Below are 19015 nucleotides of genomic sequence, written 5' to 3' on the forward strand. Positions count from 1 at the left end.
TGCGGCACTGCGCTACCGCGGCCCGCCGGTCAGCAGGCTGATCCCCAAACCGCCAGGACGGCGTCCCGTGACCCAACTGCTGCGCCAGGCGCGCGAGCGCCGGATCGTAGGCCGCAGCAAGCACCAGCAGCGGCACCGCGCCCTCCGTTGCGTATGGCGTGCCGATCACGTGACAGGCTTCGTGAGTGGACCTGCAGCATGGGCTTTGCACCAAAAGCCGCGAAACATGTAAGGGCAGTGCGATTGCTTTCGAGAGAGTTGCACTCGCTCCATCGTCTTCCATGTCGCGCTTCTCATCGATCACTGCGGTCCGCCCGGAAGTGGGCTTCGCCGATGCATCCTCGCCATCGTCTGCATGCCATCAGTGAAGTGCATCGACGTTCAGCTGAACACGTGCGCCAGTCCACAACTATCGCGTCTGCGCCGAGTTTTGAGCGAGCGCATCGCACCGTTCCATATGGCGATGCGTGCCTTTCATGCCATGGCGCTTAGACTTTTTTCCGATTTCGGCGACCGCGTCGGCATCTTTGCCTGACTCGCGCATCGCCTTTCGGCCCCTTCACCCACCACGAGGCCTTCCCCATGAGCCAAGCCAATGGATACGCCGCCCAGGCATCCGATCAGCCGCTGACCCCCTTCACCTTCGAGCGCCGTGCGCTCGGCGCGCATGATGTCAGCATCGAGATTCTCTACTGTGGCGTCTGCCACTCCGATCTGCACACCGCCCGCAATGAGTGGCACAACACCCAGTACCCGTCGGTGCCGGGCCATGAAATCGTCGGCCGCGTCACCGCGGTGGGCGATCAGGTCGGTGCCTTCAAGGTCGGCGACCTGGCCGGTGTCGGCTGCATGGTCGACAGCTGCCGCCATTGCACTTCCTGCGCCGATGGCGAAGAGCAGTACTGCGAGAGCGGGTTCGTCGGTACCTACAACGGTCCGATGTTCGGTGGCGAGAACACCTATGGCGGCTATTCCGATCACATCGTGGTCGACGAGAAGTACACGCTGCATATCCGCCACGATGCCGACAAGCTGGCGGCGGTGGCGCCGCTGTTGTGCGCCGGCATCACCACCTATTCGCCGCTGAACCATTGGAAGGTGGGGCCGGGCAAAAAGGTCGGCATCGTCGGCCTGGGCGGTCTTGGCCATATGGGCGTGAAGATCGCTCACGCCATGGGCGCGCACGTGGTGCTGTTCACGACCTCGGCCGGCAAGCGCGAGGACGCGCTGCGCCTGGGCGCGAACGAGGTGGTGGTGTCGAAGAACGCCGAGGAGATGGCAGCGCACACCAACAGTTTCGATTTCATCCTCAACACCGTGGCGGCACCGCACGATCTGGATGCGTTCCTGACCCTGCTCAAGCGCGACGGCACCATGACCCTGGTCGGCGCGCCCGCCGAGCCGCATCCGTCGCCGGCGGTTTTCAATCTGATCATGAAGCGGCGCCAGCTGGCCGGTTCGCTGATCGGTGGCATCCGCGAGACCCAGGAGATGCTGGATTTCTGCGCCAAGCACGGCATCGTGTCCGACATCGAGACGATCGAGATGGCGCAGATCAACGAGGCCTACGAGCGCATGCTCAAGGGCGACGTGAAGTACCGCTTCGTCATCGACATGACCAGCCTGGCGCAGACCAAGCAGGCGGCCTGAAGAGGTTGTCAGCGGTAGTGGCTGGCTACCGCGGACAAATCCCGCGTTATCGCGCGACCATGGAAGCCCGGGCAGGAGCATGCCCGGGCTTTTTTATTGGGAGCATGCCGCCGAAATCTTGATCTGCCGAAAGGGTAGTGGATCTATCGCCTCCAAGTGACAGATCGCGCATCTTAGGGATGCCGTCATCAGGCACCGGATGATCGAGGCAGCCGTTAGGCAGCGCAGTGTATGGACGCAGAGGGAGCCACGCGTGTTAGGGGCGCTGCTCCGTGACGGCCGCGAATGTGGACTGTCGCGATCGAAAAAGGTCGTAAAAAAGTACCAGTCCGAGTCGCTACGCTACCGACAGACCGGCCGGCAGCCTACGATTGCGCGTTGCACATCGATGAGACCCGCGGACATCCAAGCGACCGATGCGCTATCCGCCGCTGTAGGAGCGGCTTCAGCCGCGATGGGCTTTGCCGGTAACTCCTGTCGCGGCTGAAGCCGCTCCTACGGGTGCGCCTGCTATCGGGATTCGAACGCCTTGAAGAGGCTTGCACAACAGTGCACCGCAACGCGCTGTTGGAATGAGGTTGACGGAAGCCGGGACAGCGACGATGGGAAAGCACGTCATCGTGCCGCGCACGCCGCACGCCGCACGCCGCCTCACGCCTCACGACTGAGGCTCAATACGACAACGGCGCCGAAGCGCCGTTGCCATGGAACCGGAGGATGTACGGTCACCTACTTGCCGGCAGCAGGCTCCGCTGCCGGCAGCGACGTCGGCCTGCCCATCATCTTGTCGCGTGCGGCCTTGAACGGATTGTCCGAGTACCAGTTCGGCCAGCTGTCGCCGGCGGCCAATTCCTTGCCGACGCCATACACCGCCTGCAGGTCGTCCATCACGCCGTCGAGCTTCCAGGTCGCCGGATCGTACTCGTCGGCCGGCGTGTGGTAGCGCTTGGCGTACTCCGCCGCGGCACGGCGTCCGGCCTCGATGCCGCCGTCGACAAGGTCTTCGCCGCCGTCGATGTACAGCGCCGGCACGCCGGCCTTGGCGAAGTTGAAGTGATCGGAACGGAAGTAGAACCCGCTCTGCGGCGCGTCCTCGGCGTGCAGCACGCGGCCTTGCGCGGCGGCGATCGGCTTGAGCAGGTCTTCCAACTGCGAGCTGCCGAACCCGTTGACCACCAGGTCCTTGGCGCGCCCGGCCACCGGCATCGCATCCAGGTTGATGACGCCGGCGATCTTGTTCAGCGGGAAGGTCGGGTGCGCCACGTAGTACTTGGAACCGAGCAGCCCCGACTCCTCCAGCGTCACCGCCAGGAATACCACCGAGCGCTCCGGCTTGGGCTGCTGATGCGTGAACGCCTCGGCGATTTCCAGGATGCCGGCCACACCCGTGGCGTTGTCGACTGCGCCGTTGTAGATGTTGTCGCCCGGTTCGCCGTCGTGCTTGCCCAGGTGATCCCAGTGCGCCATGTACAGCACCGCTTCGTCGGCACGGTTGCTGCCGGGCAGCACGCCGACCACGTTGCGCGAGGTCTTCTCGGCGATGGTGCTCTTCAGGTCCACCGAGAGCTTGGCCTTCAGCGGGACCGGCTTGAAGCCGCGCTTGCTGGCGTCCTTGTACGCCTGGGCCAGATCCAGGCCGGCGTCGGCGAACAGCTGCTTGGCCGCCTCGGCGGTGATCCAGCCCTGCACCGGGATGCGCGGCTCCGGATCGTCCTTCGCCGGCAGATCGTACTGCGCGCCGGACCAGGAGTTCTTGACCACGTCCCAGCCATAGCTGGCGCCGGGCGTGTCGTGCACGATCAACGCGGCAGCGGCGCCCTTGCGCGCGGCTTCCTCGAACTTGTAGGTCCAACGCCCGTAGTAGGTCATGCGCTTGCCTTCGAACAGGCTGCCGTCGCCGGTGTGGAAGCCGGGGTCGTTGACGAACATCACCACGGTCTTGCCCTTCCAGTCCTGGCCGGCGTAGTCGTTCCACTTCTGTTCCGGCGCGTCCACGCCGTAGCCGACGAAGACCATGTCGCTGCCATCGAGCTTGACCTCGGGCTGGCCGGTGCGCGTGCCCACCACCATGTCGCTGCCGAAGGCCAGTTGCCGCGCTGCGCCGTCGTGGGCGATGGTGAGCGTGGTGCCGGGCGCCGCGGTGGTCTCGGTCATCGCCACGTCCTGGAACCAGCTGTCGCCGTTTCCAGGCTGCAGGCCGATGCGCTGCATCTGGTCACGGATGTAGGCCACGGTCTTGTCCTCGCCCGGCGTTCCGGGACCACGACCTTCGAAGGCGTCGGAGGACAGCGTCTTGACCAGTTCGGCGAAGTCCGCTGCTGCGATCCCAGTGGAAAACGCATGCGCGGGCGCCGCAGTGGGCGCGGGCGCAGCGGCCGGCGGCGCGGCGTCGGCGGCCGGCGCTTCGCGTTTGCACGCGGTCAGCGCCGCCGCCGCGGCCAGGCACAGCACGAGCTTGCGGGTCATGAGGGCTCCTGATGGCGAGGGAACCCTGGATTCTATAGGCAAGCCGCGTGCGCCCGGGTGGGCGCGGCGGCGCGCTGAGGCTCAGTTGTTCGGCGCGGTGTCGCCGTCGAAGGGCAGTGCGGCGGCGCCGGTGATCGGCCCGGTCTTGGCACTGCGGTGCACGTACAGGGTGACTTCGCGTTCGAAGCGCAGCGGACCGTCGATCACCGCACGCGGGCCGACGATGACCCGCGGCTTGCGTGTCGGCTTGAACGACATGCTGAAGCTGGGCTTGTTGATCGAGATGCCGCCACCGACATGCGAATCGTGGCCGACGGTGATGTCGCCGTTGACCGTCTCGATGCCGTTGTCCAGTTGCGTGGCGACCAGGCCGATGCTGCCGTTGACGCTCTCGATGCCGCCGCCGACGCGGCCGCCGCGGTCGACGAAGATGCCGCCGTTGACGGTCTCGATGGAGCCGGCGACCTGCGCGCGCTCGGCGATGGTGATGCCGCCGTTGACCGTGGACAGCCCCTTGGTCTGCGCACCGTCGGCGACCTTGACGCTGCCATTGACCGTTTCCACGCTGCCCACCTGGGCGCCGGCCTGGACGTTGATGCTGCCGTTGACGGTCTCCAGATCCCCGTACTGCTTGCCGGCGTCGGCGGTGATGCTGCCGTTGACCTTGCTGATGCCCTCGCCCGCGAACGCTGGACCGCCCGACAGGACCAGGGCCAGCACAACTGCCAGATGCATGCGTTTCATCCCTCACCTCCCGGGCGCCGGCGACGCGGCAGCAATCAATCGTGGGGCGATCACAACACGCTTCGCTACAATCCACACCTGCCTGAAGTCACTGGACCTCCTCTTGCCCGCAGCCGCCCATGTCCCGTTGCGTTCCGCCGCGCCCCGCGCGGTCGAGCGGCCTGCGCCCGGACACTGGCGCGGGCTGGTGCGCAGCCTGCTGGCCGCGGCGTGGCTGCTGACCGCCGGGTTGGCCGCGGCGCAGAATCCGCGCGAGACCGAGAAGCGCCTGGAGAAGGTGCGCGGCGAGTTGAAGAGCGTGGCCGAGGAGCGGCGGCAACTGGAAGGCAAGCGCGGCGACGCCGCCCGCCAACTGCGCGACGCCGACGAAAAGGTCGCCGCCACCGGCCGCAGCCTGGCGCAGACGCAACAGGCGCTGCAGCGGCATCAGCAGACCCTGGCCGAACTCGAACGCAAGCGCGATGGCCTGCGCAGCGGCTTGACCCGCCAGCGCGCCGAATTGGCGCAGCTGCTGCGTGCGGCCTATGCCATCGGTGGCAATGCGCCGCTGAAGCTGCTGCTGGCGCAGGACCGCGTGGCCGATGCCAACCGTCTGCTGGCCTATCACCGCTATCTGCAGCGCGAACGCGCGCAGCGCATCGCCACGCTGACCCACGAACTGCAGGCGCTGGAGCAGGTGCAGCGCGAGGTCGTCGAACAGAAGCAGCAATTGAGCGAGGCCCAGCGCCGCCAACAGGAACAGGCCCAGGCGCTGCAGCGCGACCGCAAGCAGCGCGCCAGCGTGGTCTCGGAACTGGACCAGCGCTACCAGGATCGCAGCGAACGCGAGAAGGCACTGGGCCAGGACGCCAAGGCGCTGGAAAGCCTGCTCGCCAACCTGCGTGCCGCCGCGGCCCGCGCGGAAGCCGAGCGTCGCGCCGCGGCCAAGCGCGAGGCGGCCGAACAGGCGGCGCAGGCCAAGGCTGCGGCGAAGGCCGGGCGTGGCGGCGGCAAGGTGCCGCCCAAGGTGGTCGCCTCGGCGCCGCCGCTGAAGGTCGGCGGCCTGGGCTGGCCGTTGTCGGGCGACCTGATCGCGCGCTACGGCGGCCGGCTGCCCGACGGGCGCACCAGCAGCGGCGTGCTGATCGCCGCGCCGGCCGGCAGCACCGTCACCGCGGTCGCCGATGGCACCGTGGTGTTCTCCGACTGGATGACCGGCTACGGCATGATCCTGATCGTGGACCACGGTAACGGCTACATGAGCCTGTACGCGCACAACGACACCTTGCTGCGCGACGCCGGTGCCAAGGTCAAGCGCGGCGATGCGGTGGCCAAGGTCGGCAATTCCGGTGGCCAGGGGCGCCCGGCGCTGTACTTCGAACTGCGCCGCAACGGCCAGCCGGTGGATCCGTCGTCGTGGCTGCAGCGCCGCTGAGCGGCGCCGGCCGCGCGCGTTCAACGCGAATTTAGCTCGGCTTCGCGCATAATCCGGGCAATCGCGCCGTGCACGGTGCGGGCCTTCCCCAATCGGAGTGCTTCATGCGCGTAGTCCTGTCCGCAGCCCTGTTGCTCGCTCTGGCGCCGTTGCCGTCGATGGCGCAACGCGCCGAGACGCAGACGCCCACGGCCCCAGCGGCCAGCGCCGACGATCCGGATTCCACCGAATCGGCCAGTGCCAAGGTGCCGCTGGACGAGATCCGCCGCTACGTCGCGGTCTACAACGCGGTGAAGGAAGCCTACGTCGATCCGGTCGACGACAAGAAGCTGATGCAGTCCGCCATCCGCGGCCTGCTGCTGGACCTGGATCCGCACAGCACGTATTTCAGCAAGGAAGACGCCGAAGCCTTCGACGAGCAGACCAGCGGCGCCTACGACGGCATCGGCGTGGAGCTGCTGCAGTTGCCGGACAACACGCTCAAGGTGGTGTCGCCGATCGACGACACGCCGGCCGCGCGCGCCGGCCTGCGCTCGGGCGACATCATCATCGCCATCGACGGCAAGCCGATCAGCGCGGTCAAGGCGATGGAGCCGCTGCGCGGCGAGTCGGGCAGCAAGGTCGTGCTGACCATCGCCCGCGACAAGGTGGCCAAGCCGTTCGACGTGACCCTGACCCGGCAGACCATCCGCGTGGCCAGCGTGCGCAGCCGCATGCTCGAACCGGGTTATGGCTACATCCGCATCAGCACCTTCCAGGCCGACACTGGCGCCGATTTCCACAAGCAGTTGCAGCAGTTGCAGGCGCAGGCCGGCGGCAAGCTGCGCGGGCTGGTGCTGGATCTGCGCAGCAACCCGGGCGGGCTGTTGACTGCGGCGGTGCAGGTCGCCGACGACGTACTCGACAAGGGCACCATCGTCAGCACCCGCGGACGCATCTCGGTCAGCGATTCCAAGTTCGACGCTACCCCTGGCGACCTGCTCAACGGCGCGCCCATGGTGGTGCTGGTGGACGCCGGTTCGGCCAGCGCCTCGGAAGTGCTGGCCGGTGCGCTGCGTGACAACAAGCGCGCGCGCATCGTCGGCAGCCGCACCTTCGGCAAGGGCTCGGTGCAGACCGTGCTGCCGCTGGACAACGGCGATTCGGTCAAGCTGACCACAGCGCGGTACTACACCCCCAGCGGCAAGTCGATCCAGGCCAGCGGCATCGTGCCCGACGTGGTGCTGCACCCGGAGGCCAGCGCGGACGATGCCGACAAGCCGGCGGCGATCGCCGACTACAGCGAAGCGACCCTGCCGGGCCACCTGCATGGCGACGACGAGGGCGAGGAAGGCTACCGCGCCGGCGACGTGCTGCCGGGCGATGGCCCGATCGCGCAGGCGCTGGCCGAACTGAAGCAGCCCGGCGCCGTGGCGCGGGCGGCTGCGGCGGCACCGGCCGGCAAGGGCAAGGCCAAGCCGGCGCACAAGCCGGCGGGCGCGGCGCCGAAGGCCGCCCCGGCGAAGCAGCCGGCGGCGGAACCGGCCAAGCCCGAGCCCGCCAAGTCCGAACCTGCAAAGACCGAGTCCGACAAGACCGAGCCTGCGCCCGCCTCCGGCCCCTGAGCTGGCCGCGGCCCGCCCCACCGCCATCGCGTGCGGCTTGGCCGCCGCGCGGTGGCCAGCCGCTCAGTCGGCGACGGTGAGGACCTCGGGATTGGCCAGGCGTTGCGGCGTGCCGGCGGCGAAGGCCAGCACGTTGTCGAAGGCGGCGCCGAAATACAGGTCGTAGCTGCTTTGTTCGACATAACCCAGGTGCGGCGTCGCCAGCACCCGCGGATGCCGCAGCAGCGGATGCTGCGGATCCAGTACCGGCTCCTGCTCGAACACGTCCAGTGCCGCCTGCCCGGGACGGCCGGCCTCCAGCGCCGCCAGCAGCGCGCCGGGGGCGAGCAGTTCGGCGCGGCTGGTATTGACCAGCAGCGCATCGGGTTTCATTCGCAGCAGGTCGTCCAATCCGATCTGGTGGCGGGTGGCCGCGACCAGGCGGCGATGCAGGCTGAGCATGTCGCTTTCGGCGAACAGCGCTTCGCGGCTGGCGGCGACCGTAAAGCCGTCGGCGCGCGCCTGCGTGCAACTGTCCTCGCTGCCCCACACCTGCACGCGCATGCCGAACGCGCGACCATAGGCGGCAACGCGGCGGCCGATCTTGCCGTAGCTCCAAATGCCCAGGGTCAGGCCCTCCAGGCTGCGGCCCAGGTACGCATCGCCGGTGGCCTGCCAGTGCCCGCCCAGCAGCGCATCGCGGTAGGCCGGCAAGCGCCGGCTGGCGGCCATCAGCAGTGCCCAGGTCAGTTCCGCCGGCGCCACCGGCGAGCCGACGCCTTCGGCCACGGCCACGCCGCGCGCGGTGCAGGCGGCCAGGTCGATATGCTCGCCGATCCGCCCGGTCTGGCTGATCAGGCGCAGCTTGGGCAGTTGCGCCAGCAGTGCGGCGTCGATGCGGGTGCGCTCGCGGATCAGTACCAGCGCCTCGGCCTCGGCTGCGTGGTGGACCAGGGTCTGGCGGTCGGGCGCCAGCGCGGTCAGCACCTGTACGTCGTGCGCCTGCAGCCGTGCGAAGCAGGGCAGGTGGCGCACCGCATCCTGATAGTCGTCGGCGATCAGGATGCGCATCGGTTCAGCGTGGCTTGCCGGGCATCGGGAACGGCGTGACCACCTTCTCGCCGGTAGTCGCATCGCGGATCGCCGACGGGCCTTTCTTCTCCACCTCTTCGATGCGCACGATGCTCTGCATCGGCAGGTGCAGCGTCCTGGTGGCGCCGAACTCCTCGCGCAGACGTTCCTCGGTGGGATCGATCACCAGCCCGTCGTGCACGTCGAACACCAGCGTGCCGATCTCGGTGAAGCCCCACAGGTGGCTGCTGCCGACGTGCTGGCAATACAGCTCGTAGACCTTGCCGTGGTTGAGGAAGGTCACTTTGTACAGGTGCTTGAACATGCGCGCAGTATACGGGCGCCGTTGTCGCAGGCGGCTCAGAAACCCTTGCGCTTGCGCAGCCGCCGTGCGATCGCCGCGCGCACGTACAGCCCGTAGACCATACCGAAGGCGAAGCCGGCCAGATGCGCCGACCACGCCACCATGCCGAACGCCGGGCCGATGTAGGCGAACACCACCTGCAGCGCCGCCCAGGTACCGATCAGCAGCGAGGCCGGGGCGCGCACGAACTCCAGGAACAGCCCCAGCGGCAGCACCACGCCGAGCTTGGCCCGCGGGAACAGCGCCAGGTAGGTGCCGATCAGCGCCGAGACCGCGCCGCTGGCGCCGATGATGACCCGGTCCGGGGTGCCGATCGCGAACACCGCGGCCAGGTTGGAGATCGCGCCGCCGCCCAGGAACAGCAGCAGGAACCGCCACGGTCCCAGCACGCGCTCGGCAGGCAGGCCGAAGATCAGCAGGAACACCAGGTTGCCGAGCAGGTGCGACCAGTCGGCGTGCAGGAACAGCGCGGTGAACAGGCGCAGCACGCTGCCGTCCTGCACCGTGGCCAGCCAGTCGCGCGGGCTGCCGACCCCGGCCGAGAGCGCGCCCCAGTCCAGCCACAGGGTCGCGCGCGCCTCGTCGGGGCGGCTGATCGACCACAGGAAGGCCAGCCACATTGCCGCGAACAGCAGCGGGGTGGCCCAGCGCAACGTGGTGCGCTCGCGGGAAGGGATGGAAACGAACATGCGAGGGAGGGGGGAACCGGGGACAGCCAGGGACGCCACGATAACGGCTTCATCCGGCTGAACGCACGCCGACTCCACACGAAGCTGAACGCATCATGTCGTTATTGTTTAGTTAACGGTGCGGGGTATACTCGCATACGGCGTCGTATGTCGGGAGGGGACTCCGGCGCGCATTCCTTGGCCTGCTCGGTCCAGGTTTGCGCAGGCGCGAACACAGACACTTCGTCTTCCGGAGAAAAACTAGCCATGCAAAACGCAACCCAGTTCGTCCGTTTTACCGCTCTGGCCGTCGGCATCGTCGGCGCGCTGGCCATGGGCCAGGCGCACGGCGCCGCGTTCCAGCTCAAGGAGAACAGCGCCAAGGGCCTGGGCCGCGCGTTTGCCGGCTCCGGCAGCGCCCCCGGCGATGCCTCGATCATCGCCGTGAACCCGGCCGGCATGCGCCAGCTCGACGGCAAGGTGTTCCAGGCCGACGTCAGCGCCATCCAGTTCTCCGCCAAGTTCAGCGGCAGCGGTACCTACGCCAACGGTGCGCCGATGTCCGGCGGCAACGGCGGCGACGCCGGCATGATCGCGCCGGTTCCGGCCGCGTACTTCCACATGCCGTTCGGCGAAAACAACAACATGCACTTCGGCACCTCGCTGACCGTGCCGTTCGGCTTCAAGACCGAATACGACCGCGACTGGGTCGGCCGCTACAACGGCGTGAAGACCGAGCTGCAGGCGATCGACCTGAACTTCGCGTTTTCCTACGACGTCAACCCGTACGTGTCGTTCGGCGCGTCGGTGTTCGCCGAGCGTCTGGACATCGATCTGAGCAACGCCATCGACTTCGGCAGCGTCCTGGCCGCGCGCCGCGTGCCGGGCTTCGCGCCGGGCAGCGCCGATGGGTTCTCGCGCATCAAGGGCGACAACACCGCGGTCGGCTTCACCCTGGGCGGCCTGTTCAGCGTCGACGAGCACACCCACATCGGCTTCAGCTACCGCTCGCAGGTCGAGCACAAGATCACCGACGGCGACGCCGACTTCACCGTGCCGGGCAATGCCGCCACCGTGCTGGCCTTCGCCGCGCCGGGGACCTTCGTCGACACCAAGGGCCGCGCCACGGTCAAGCTGCCGGCCAGCGCCACCGCCAGCTTCACCCACGACATCAACGAGCAGTGGACGGTGATGGCCGACGTCACCCGCACCGCCTGGAGCAAGTTCGACAAGGTCACCGTCGACTTCGCCTCCAACCAGCCCGACAGCGTGCTGGACTTCTCGTACCGCGACACCACCTTCGTGTCGCTGGGCGCCGACTACCGCATGAGCGACACGCTGACCCTGCGTGGCGGCCTGGCCTACGACCAGACCCCGACCACCGACCAGCACCGCGACGTGCGCGTGCCGGACGCGAGCCGCAAGTGGGTCTCGCTGGGTCTGACCTGGAAGCCGTCCGAGCAGGCCGAGTACAGCTTCGGCTACACCCACCTGTTCACCAGCGACCCGAGCGTCGCCACCACCAGCGCCACCGGCAATACCCTGGTCGGCGACTACGACGTGAGCGGCAACGTGCTGGCGGCCTCGGTCAACTACAAGTTCTGATCGCAGGCGCTTCGCAGTCCACGAAAAAGCCCCGCTTCGGCGGGGCTTTTTTTGTGCCGGTCGGCGGCGCGCGCTGCGGCAGACTGAGCGCTCAGCGCAGGTTCCGGGCGGAACACTGCGCCGAGGCGGGCCGGTCAGTCGCCCAGGGTCAGCAGCGAGGCGTTGCCACCGGCAGCGGTGGTGTTGACCGTCACCACCTTCTCGGTGGCGAAGCGCAGCAGATAGTGCGGGCCGCCGGCCTTGGGGCCGGTGCCGGACAGGCCCTGGCCGCCGAACGGCTGCACGCCGACCACCGCGCCAATCTGGTTGCGGTTGACGTAGACGTTGCCCACCGCCACGCGCGAGGCGATGCGCTCGATGGTCTCGTCGATGCGCGAATGCACGCCCAGGGTCAGGCCGTAGCCGGTGGCGTTGATCTGGTCGATCACCGCGTCGAGCTGGTCGGCCTTCCAGCGGATCACGTGCAGCACCGGCCCGAAGATCTCGCGCTGCAACTGCGCCAGCGACTGCAGTTCGTAGGCGCGCGGGGCGAAGAAGCTGCCGTGTGCGGTGGCGTCGTCGGTGGCGGCCACGGCGATCGCGCGCGCTTCGCGGTCCATGCGTGCGGCGTGATCGGTGAGGAGTTGCAGTGCGTCGGCGTCGATCACCGGGCCGACGTCGGTGGACAGCAGGCCGGGATCGCCGACCTTCAGTTCGGCCATGGCGCCGGCCAGCATGGTCATCACCTTGTCGGCGATGTCGTCCTGCACGAACAGCACGCGCGCGGCCGAGCAGCGCTGGCCGGCGGAGATGAAGGCGCTGGAGATCGCGTCCTTGACCACTGCTTCCGGCAGCGACGAGGAGTCGGCAATGAAGGCGTTCTGGCCGCCGGTCTCGGCGATCAGCACGCCGATGGCGGCATCGCGCGCGGCCAGCGCGCGGTTGATCGCGCGCGCGGTGTCGGTGGAGCCGGTGAAGGCGACGCCGGCCACGCGCGGATCGCGGGTCAGCGCGGCGCCGACGGTGGCGCCGTCGCCGGGCAGGAACTGCACCACCGCCTCCGGCACGCCGGCTTCGTGCAGCAGCTTCACTGCGGCATGGCCGACCAGGTTGGTCTGCTCGGCCGGCTTGGCGATGACGCTGTTGCCGGCGGCCAGCGCCGCGGCGACCTGGCCGAGGAAGATGGCGAGCGGGAAATTCCACGGGCTGATGCAGACGAACACGCCGCGGCCGTGCAGCTGCAGTTCGTTGGATTCGCCGGTCGGCCCGGGCAGGCGCTCGGGCGCGCCGAACTGCGCGCGCGCCTGGCCGGCGTAGTAGCGCAGGAAATCCACCGCTTCGCGCACTTCTGCGACGCCGTCGGGCAGGGTCTTGCCGGCTTCCTTGACGCACAGCGCCATGAACTCGGGCATGCGCGCTTCCAGCAGGTCGGCGGCGTGCTCGAGGATGGTGGCGCGGCTGGCCGCCGGGGTGCGGTTCCAGGCCGGGTAGGCGGCTGCGGCATTGCTCAGCGCCTTCTCCACGGTGGCGGCATCGGCCGGCTTCCAGTGGCCGACGACCTGGCGATGGTCGGCCGGGTTGGCGACCGGCAGCGCGTCGCCGGCGATCACCGCGCCGGGCACCAGTGGCGCGGCGTGCCAGGGCTTGAGCGCGGTGTTGAGCTGGTCGGCCAGCGCGCGCAGATCGTTGTCGTTGGCGAGGTTGGCGCCCATGGAGTTCTTCCTGTTGTGGTTCTGGCTGCGCAGCAGATCGACCGGCAGCGGAATCTTCGGATGCGGGATGGAGGCGAACGCGGACACGGCTTCGACCGGATCGCGGATCAGCTCTTCGATGGCCACGTCTTCGTCGGTGATGCGGTTGACGAAGCTGGAGTTGGCGCCGTTCTCCAGCAGGCGCCGCACCAGGTAGGGCAGCAGGTCCTCGTGCGAGCCCACTGGCGCGTACACGCGGCAGGGCACGCCGAGGCGATCGGCGGGGATCACTTCGGCGTAGAGGTCGTCGCCCATGCCGTGCAGCTTCTGGTGCTCGTAGTCGCGGCCGCCGGCGATGGCGCGCACCGCGGCGATGGTCTGCGCGTTGTGGGTGGCGAACATCGGATACAGCGCATCGCTGTGCGCGAACAGGCGCTTGGCGCAGGCCAGGTAGGACACGTCGGTGTTCTGCTTGCGGGTGAACACCGGGTAGCCCGGATGGCCCTCGACCTGCGCACGTTTGATCTCCGCGTCCCAGTAGGCGCCCTTGACCAGGCGCACCGGGATGCGGCGGCCGACGCGGCGCGCCAGGTCGGCGAGGAAGTCGATCGTGTACGGGGTGCGCTTCTGGTAGGCCTGCACCGCCAGGCCGTAGCCTTCCCAACCGTCCAGCGAGGGATCGGAGAAGGTGGCCTCGATGATGTCCAGCGACAGTTCCAGGCGGTCGGCTTCTTCGGCGTCGACCGTGTAGCCGATGCCGTAGGACTTGGCCAGTTGCGCCAGTTCCAGCACGCCCGGCACCAGCTCGGCCATCACCCGCGCGCGCTTGGCATGCTCGTAGCGCGGATAGAGCGCCGAGAGCTTGATCGAGATGCTGGGCGCGGCGAACACCGCGTCCTTGCCGCCGCCCTGCTGGCGCTGCGCGGCGAAATGCTTGCCGATGGCGTGGATCGCCTGGCGGTAGGCATCGAGGTAGCGCTGCGCGTCCTTCATGGTCAGCGCGCCTTCGCCGAGCATGTCGAACGAATAGCGGTAGTTGGCGTTGTCGCCCTTCCTCGAGCGGGTCAGTGCCTCGCCGATGGTCCGGCCCATCACGAACTGGTGGCCCATGATCTTCATCGCCTGGCGCACGGCCAGGCGGATCACCGGCTCGCCGACGCGGCCGATCAGGCGCTTGAACGCGCCGGACACGTCGGCGCGGGTGAGGTCGTTGATCTGCACCAGTTTGCCGGTGAGCATCAGGCCCCAGGTCGAGGCATTGACGAGAATCGAGTCGCTCTCGCCCATGTGCTTCTTCCAGTCCGCATCGCCGAGCTTGTCGCGGATCAGCTTGTCGGCGGTGTCCTGGTCGGGGATGCGCAGCAGCGCTTCGGCCACGCACATCAGCAGCACGCCTTCCTCGCTGCCGAGGTCGTACTGGCGCATGAAGGCTTCGATCGCGCCCTGGTCCTGGGCGCGTGCGCGCACGCGGGTGACCAGGTCGGCGGCCAGCGCCTGCACCTTGGCTTGGTCGGCCGCGGGCAGGCGCGCCTGCTCGAGCAGTTCGCGCACGTGTTCGGCTTCGTCCTTGAGCCAGGCGGCGGTGATCGCCGCGCGCAGGGCCTGCGGCGCGGGCGGGAGTTCGGGGGACAGCAAGGGCGAAGGAGACGCGGACGGCATCGCCGGAACAGAGCCGGCGCCAGGCAGAGCGTTCATGCGGGAAAGGCCAGGGACAGAGCCCGCTATTTTATGTCAGCGCCTGCACGCGCAGGGGATTGCCGGCATCGCCCAGGCGACGCTGGGAGCGCCGAGGCTGAACACAAATCTGGTTGCGCTGCAGCATTTTTTATGGTGAACGCGCGCTTGCCGCCGCGCAGGCCGGGGGCTACCATCCAGGCGTGCTCGCGGCTCGGGCGCGAGCGGTTCGGAAGCGCGGTTCGACATGATCGAAATGTTTCCGTTTTCTCCGGAGGGGTCGGGTACGCAGCTGCGGCTGCGACCGCCGCGGGCGTTGAATGCCCGGCAATTCGTTCTGTTGTTCCTCGCACTGGCCGGGGCGATGTGGGCCGTGGCTGGGCTGGGGTGGCTCGCCGGCAATGTGTTCGCGCCTGCGTTCGCCCTGTTGCACAGCATCGTGGTGGCGCTCGCGCTGCATTGGTCGTGGCGCGGCGGCGAGCGCGAAGAGGATATCCGGGTGGGTCCGGCCTGCGTGGAAGTGACCCGTCCGAATGCAGGAACGCCGGCGTTCCGCGCCCATCCGCATTGGGTGCGGTTGCGGATCGAAGGCGACGACAGGGTGGTGCTGGCATCCAGCGGCAAGCAGGTCCGGGTTGGCGAATTCCTCGGCCCCGACGAACGCCGGCAACTGGCGCAGACCCTGGAAGGCTTGCTCGCGGCCGTGACCGGCCGCAACCGATGACGCTCCAAGGGGTCTAGGCAATGAAGCAACGCGGCGGGTGGGTGCAACAGGCGGTCAGGGGCGGGGTGGCGTTGGCAGCGGCGATGGCCGCACCGCTGGCGTGGGCGCAATCGGCCGATCCCAAGCCGTGGCAGCTCAACATGGGCAGGGGCGTCACCCAGAGCGCGCGCAACGCCTACGACGCGCACATGGTCGCGTTGTGGGTCTGCGTGGTCATCGGCGTGCTGGTGTTCGGTGCGATGGCCTACGCCATCTTCAAGTTCCGCAAGTCCAAGGGCGCGGTGCCGGCGCAGTTCAGCCACAACACCAAGGCCGAGATCGTGTGGACGGTGATCCCGGTGCTGATCCTGATCGTGATGGCGTGGCCGGCCACCGCCAAGCTGATCGCGATGTACGACACCCGCGATGCCGAGATGACGGTAAAGGTCACCGGCTACCAGTGGATGTGGCGCTACGAATACCTGGGCGAGAACGTCTCGTTCACCAGCCGCCTGGCGCGCAGTTCCGACCGGCTGCGGCAAAGCGGTGCGGTGCCCACGGCCGAGCACGATCCGCACTACCTGCTGGACGTGGACAACCGGCTGGTGCTGCCGGTGAACACCAAGGTGCGTTTCGTCATCACCGCCGACGACGTCATCCACGCCTGGTGGGTGCCGGCGCTGGGCTGGAAGCAGGACGCGATTCCCGGGATCATCAACGAGGCCTGGACCAGCATCGACACCCCCGGGGTGTACCGCGGCCAGTGCGCCGAACTGTGCGGCAAGGACCACGGCTTCATGCCGATCGTGGTCGAGGCGGTGAGCAAGCAGGACTTCCAGAAGTGGCTGGCATCGCGCAAGCCGGCGCCCGCCGCCGCGCCTGCGCCGGCCACGCCAGCGGCGGCCCCGGCGGCTGCGCCGGCCTCCGCCGACCCTGCTGCCGCGCCGGCCGACGCCCAGGCGCCGGCGGCCCCGCCACAGGCGCGCCTGTGGCGTCCTCGTTCCGACTCGCACCTGATCGTGCAAGCCGCCTGATCTCCAGCATTCCTTTTCTGAGGTAGCCGCCATGGCCCATTCGGCAGTCGATCACCACGACGAGCACGGGCATCAGCAGAGCTTCGTCGAGCGTTGGTTCTTCTCCACCAACCACAAGGACATCGGCACGCTGTACCTGCTCTTCAGCTTCACCATGTTCGTCATCGGTGCGGCGATGAGTGTGGTGATCCGCGCCGAACTGGCGCAGCCGGGCCTGCAGTTCGTCAAGCCCGAATTCTTCAACCAGATGACCACCGTACACGCGCTGGTGATGATCTTCGGCGGGGTGATGCCGGCCTTCGTCGGCCTGGCCAACTGGATGATCCCGCTGCAGATCGGCGCGCCGGACATGGCGCTGCCGCGCATGAACAACTGGTCGTTCTGGCTGCTGCCGGTGGCCTTCACCCTGCTGCTGCTGACGCTGTTCCTGCCCGGCGGTGCGCCGGCCGGCGGCTGGACCATGTATCCGCCGCTGATGCTGCAGGGTGGCTACAACGTCGCCTTCTCGGTGTTCGCCATCCACGTCGCCGGCATCAGCTCGATCATGGGCGCGATCAACATCATCGCCACCGTGCTCAACATGCGCGCGCCGGGCATCGACCTGCTGAAGATGCCGATCTTCTGCTGGGCCTGGCTGATCACCGCGTTCCTGCTGATCGCGGTGATGCCGGTGCTGGCCGGCGCGGTGACCATGCTGCTCACCGACAAGTTCTTCGGCACCTCGTTCTTCAACGCCGCTGGCGGCGGCGACCCGGTGATGTACCAGCACATTTTCTGGTTCTTCGGGCATCCCGAGGTCTACATCATGATCCTGCCGGCGTTCGGCGTGATCAGCGAAATCATCCCGACCTTCAGCCGCAAGCCGCTGTTCGGCTACCAGGCGATGGTCTACGCGATCGCGGCGATCGCGTTCCTGAGCTTCATCGTCTGGGCGCACCACATGTTCACCGTGGGCATGCCGCTGGGCGGCGAGATCTACTTCATGTTCGCCACCATGCTGATCTCCATCCCCACCGGGGTGAAGGTATTCAACTGGGTCAGCACCATGTGGCAGGGCTCGATGACCTTCGAGTCGCCGATGCTGTGGTCCATCGCCTTCGTCATCCTGTTCACCATCGGCGGTTTCTCCGGGCTGATGCTGGCGATCGTGCCGGCCGACTTCCAGTACCACGACACCTATTTCGTGGTCGCGCACTTCCACTACGTGCTGGTCACCGGCGCGGTGTTCGCGCTGATCGCGGCGGTGTACTACTGGTGGCCGAAGTGGACCGGGCGCATGTACAACGAGGCGTGGGCCAAGTTCCATTTCTGGTGGACGATGCTGTTCGTCAACCTGCTGTTCTTCCCGCAGCACTTCCTCGGCCTGGCCGGCATGCCGCGGCGCATCCCCGATTACAACGTGGTGTTCGCCGACTGGAATCTGGTCAGTTCGATCGGTGCGTTCGGCATGTTCGTCACCCCGTTCCTGATGGCCGGCATCCTGCTGGCGTCGCTGCGCAACGGCGCACGCGCCGAAGCGCGCTCCTGGGAAGGCGCGCGCGGCCTGGAGTGGACGGTGCCGTCGCCGGCGCCGGCGCACACCTTCACCCTGCCGCCGGTGCTCAAGCCCGGCGACCTGGCCCACGACGACATCAGCCACTGATGACCGCGCAACCGCCGCTCGACGACCTCGTCCTGCGCCGCAAGCGTGCGGCGCGCACCGCGCTGGTGGTCGGCGTGGTGGCGTTGGCGATCTATGTCGGCTTCATCCTCTCGGGGGTGCTGGGCCGATGAACGCGCCAGCGCCGCAGGTGCACAGCAGTGCCGGGCTGTTCAAGCTGGTCGGCGTGGCGCTGGCAGTGTTCCTGCTGACCTTCTCGCTGGTGCCGCTGTACCGCATCGCCTGCGAGAAGGTATTCGGCGTGCGCCTGGAGCGCGGCCCTGGCGAAGGCCCGCAGGCGGGCAAGCCGCTGGCGGGCAAGCGCACAGTCACCGTGCAGTTCGACGGCGGCGTGAACTCCAAGCTGCCGTGGTCGTTCCATCCGGAGCAACTGACCATGCAGGTGGTGCCGGGCGAACTCAACGAGGCGCTGTACTACGCGCACAACGACGGCGCGCAGGCCATCGTCGGCAGTGCGGTGCCGTCGGTGGCACCGGCGCGCGCCTCCGGCTACTTCACCAAGACCGAGTGCTTCTGCTTCACCGCGCAGACCCTGCAGGCCGGCGAGAAACGCGACATGCCGGTGCGCTTCATCGTCGACCCCAATCTGCCCAGCGACATCAGCACCATCACTCTGTCCTACACCTTCTACAAGAACGATGCGCTGAGCGCGGAACTGGGATCGCCGAAACTGGCCGGTTCCGCGCGCGCGGCTCCTTGACCCGACCGG

At 68.0% G+C, this 19015-nt stretch carries 16 protein-coding genes; 10 read left to right on the forward strand and 6 right to left on the reverse strand.

Translation table 11 applies throughout. The features are described 5' to 3' along the window. The first annotated feature begins 364 nt into the window (after nucleotides 1-364). Nucleotides 365-535: a hypothetical protein gene (locus tag GGR71_RS13845; RefSeq protein WP_184452058.1), complete on the forward strand. Its 171-nt coding sequence runs from the start codon at nucleotides 365-367 to the stop codon at nucleotides 533-535. A gap of 47 nt (nucleotides 536-582) precedes the next feature. Continuing rightward, entirely contained in the window at nucleotides 583-1650 is a 1068-nt protein-coding gene (locus tag GGR71_RS13850; RefSeq protein WP_160957879.1) for an NAD(P)-dependent alcohol dehydrogenase, read from the forward strand. A gap of 729 nt (nucleotides 1651-2379) precedes the next feature. On the opposite strand, the gene GGR71_RS13855 is transcribed toward GGR71_RS13850, so the two are convergent. Further along, entirely contained in the window at nucleotides 2380-4116 is a 1737-nt protein-coding gene (locus tag GGR71_RS13855) for a M28 family metallopeptidase (RefSeq protein ID WP_160957876.1), read from the reverse strand. Between the two features lie 81 nt (nucleotides 4117-4197). Next, complete coding sequence (locus GGR71_RS13860) at nucleotides 4198-4860, reverse strand: hypothetical protein (protein WP_160957874.1); 663 nt, start codon at nucleotides 4858-4860, stop codon at nucleotides 4198-4200. A 184-nt stretch (nucleotides 4861-5044) separates the two neighbouring features. Between GGR71_RS13860 and GGR71_RS13865 the strand changes: the two genes are divergently transcribed. Together GGR71_RS13865 and GGR71_RS13870 are read left to right on the forward strand one after the other, a co-directional pair. Next, the gene (locus tag GGR71_RS13865; protein WP_202404827.1) at nucleotides 5045-6274 is read left to right on the forward strand and encodes a murein hydrolase activator EnvC family protein; all 1230 of its coding nucleotides are present in this window, start codon (nucleotides 5045-5047) and stop codon (nucleotides 6272-6274) included. Nucleotides 6275-6378: 104 nt separating this feature from the next. Next, the gene (locus GGR71_RS13870) at nucleotides 6379-7878 is read left to right on the forward strand and encodes a S41 family peptidase (protein ID WP_160957872.1); all 1500 of its coding nucleotides are present in this window, start codon (nucleotides 6379-6381) and stop codon (nucleotides 7876-7878) included. A 63-nt stretch (nucleotides 7879-7941) separates the two neighbouring features. Here GGR71_RS13870 and GGR71_RS13875 read toward each other — a convergent pair whose 3' ends face one another. Genes GGR71_RS13875 through GGR71_RS13885 form a run of 3 tightly spaced genes read right to left on the reverse strand, consistent with a single transcriptional unit; the run spans nucleotide 7942 to nucleotide 9981 of the window. Continuing rightward, nucleotides 7942-8928: a D-2-hydroxyacid dehydrogenase family protein gene (locus GGR71_RS13875; protein ID WP_160957869.1), complete on the reverse strand. Its 987-nt coding sequence runs from the start codon at nucleotides 8926-8928 to the stop codon at nucleotides 7942-7944. A gap of 4 nt (nucleotides 8929-8932) precedes the next feature. Continuing rightward, nucleotides 8933-9253 (reverse strand): DUF1820 family protein, encoded by a 321-nt coding sequence (locus tag GGR71_RS13880; RefSeq protein ID WP_160957867.1) that lies wholly within the window; start codon nucleotides 9251-9253, stop codon nucleotides 8933-8935. 35 nt (nucleotides 9254-9288) lie between these two features. Beyond that, nucleotides 9289-9981 carry a rhomboid family intramembrane serine protease gene (locus GGR71_RS13885; protein ID WP_010340917.1) on the reverse strand — a complete coding sequence of 231 codons (693 nt, stop codon included), beginning with the start codon at nucleotides 9979-9981 and terminating at the stop codon, nucleotides 9289-9291. A gap of 246 nt (nucleotides 9982-10227) precedes the next feature. On the opposite strand from GGR71_RS13885, the gene GGR71_RS13890 reads away from it, so the two are divergent. Then, complete coding sequence (locus GGR71_RS13890; protein ID WP_048489567.1) at nucleotides 10228-11565, forward strand: outer membrane protein transport protein; 1338 nt, start codon at nucleotides 10228-10230, stop codon at nucleotides 11563-11565. Between the two features lie 134 nt (nucleotides 11566-11699). Here the strand turns inward: GGR71_RS13890 and putA are convergent, their stop codons facing one another. Further along, nucleotides 11700-14894 carry a bifunctional proline dehydrogenase/L-glutamate gamma-semialdehyde dehydrogenase PutA gene (gene putA, locus GGR71_RS13895; RefSeq protein ID WP_160957945.1) on the reverse strand — a complete coding sequence of 1065 codons (3195 nt, stop codon included), beginning with the start codon at nucleotides 14892-14894 and terminating at the stop codon, nucleotides 11700-11702. A gap of 262 nt (nucleotides 14895-15156) precedes the next feature. Here putA and GGR71_RS13900 point away from each other — a divergent pair, with 262 nt between their 5' ends. The 5 genes from GGR71_RS13900 to GGR71_RS13915 are packed head-to-tail and all read left to right on the forward strand — an operon-like array spanning nucleotide 15157 to nucleotide 19006. Further along, a complete protein-coding gene (locus tag GGR71_RS13900; protein ID WP_029561818.1) occupies nucleotides 15157-15633 on the forward strand; it encodes a DUF2244 domain-containing protein in 477 nt (158 codons plus the stop codon). 20 nt (nucleotides 15634-15653) lie between these two features. Beyond that, entirely contained in the window at nucleotides 15654-16646 is a 993-nt protein-coding gene (coxB, locus tag GGR71_RS13905; RefSeq protein WP_160957864.1) for a cytochrome c oxidase subunit II, read from the forward strand. A gap of 31 nt (nucleotides 16647-16677) precedes the next feature. Then, nucleotides 16678-18288, forward strand: a complete 1611-nt coding sequence (ctaD, locus tag GGR71_RS13910) for a cytochrome c oxidase subunit I (protein WP_160957861.1) — start codon at nucleotides 16678-16680, stop codon at nucleotides 18286-18288. After that, nucleotides 18288-18419, forward strand: a complete 132-nt coding sequence (locus tag GGR71_RS21095) for a hypothetical protein (protein WP_255347926.1) — start codon at nucleotides 18288-18290, stop codon at nucleotides 18417-18419. The genes ctaD and GGR71_RS21095 overlap by 1 nt, the downstream gene beginning before the upstream one ends. Then, nucleotides 18416-19006 carry a cytochrome c oxidase assembly protein gene (locus GGR71_RS13915; protein ID WP_160957858.1) on the forward strand — a complete coding sequence of 197 codons (591 nt, stop codon included), beginning with the start codon at nucleotides 18416-18418 and terminating at the stop codon, nucleotides 19004-19006. Before GGR71_RS21095 ends, GGR71_RS13915 begins: the two co-directional genes overlap by 4 nt. The last annotated feature ends 9 nt before the right edge of the window (nucleotides 19007-19015 follow it).

This window comes from Xanthomonas sp. F1 (assembly GCF_014199855.1).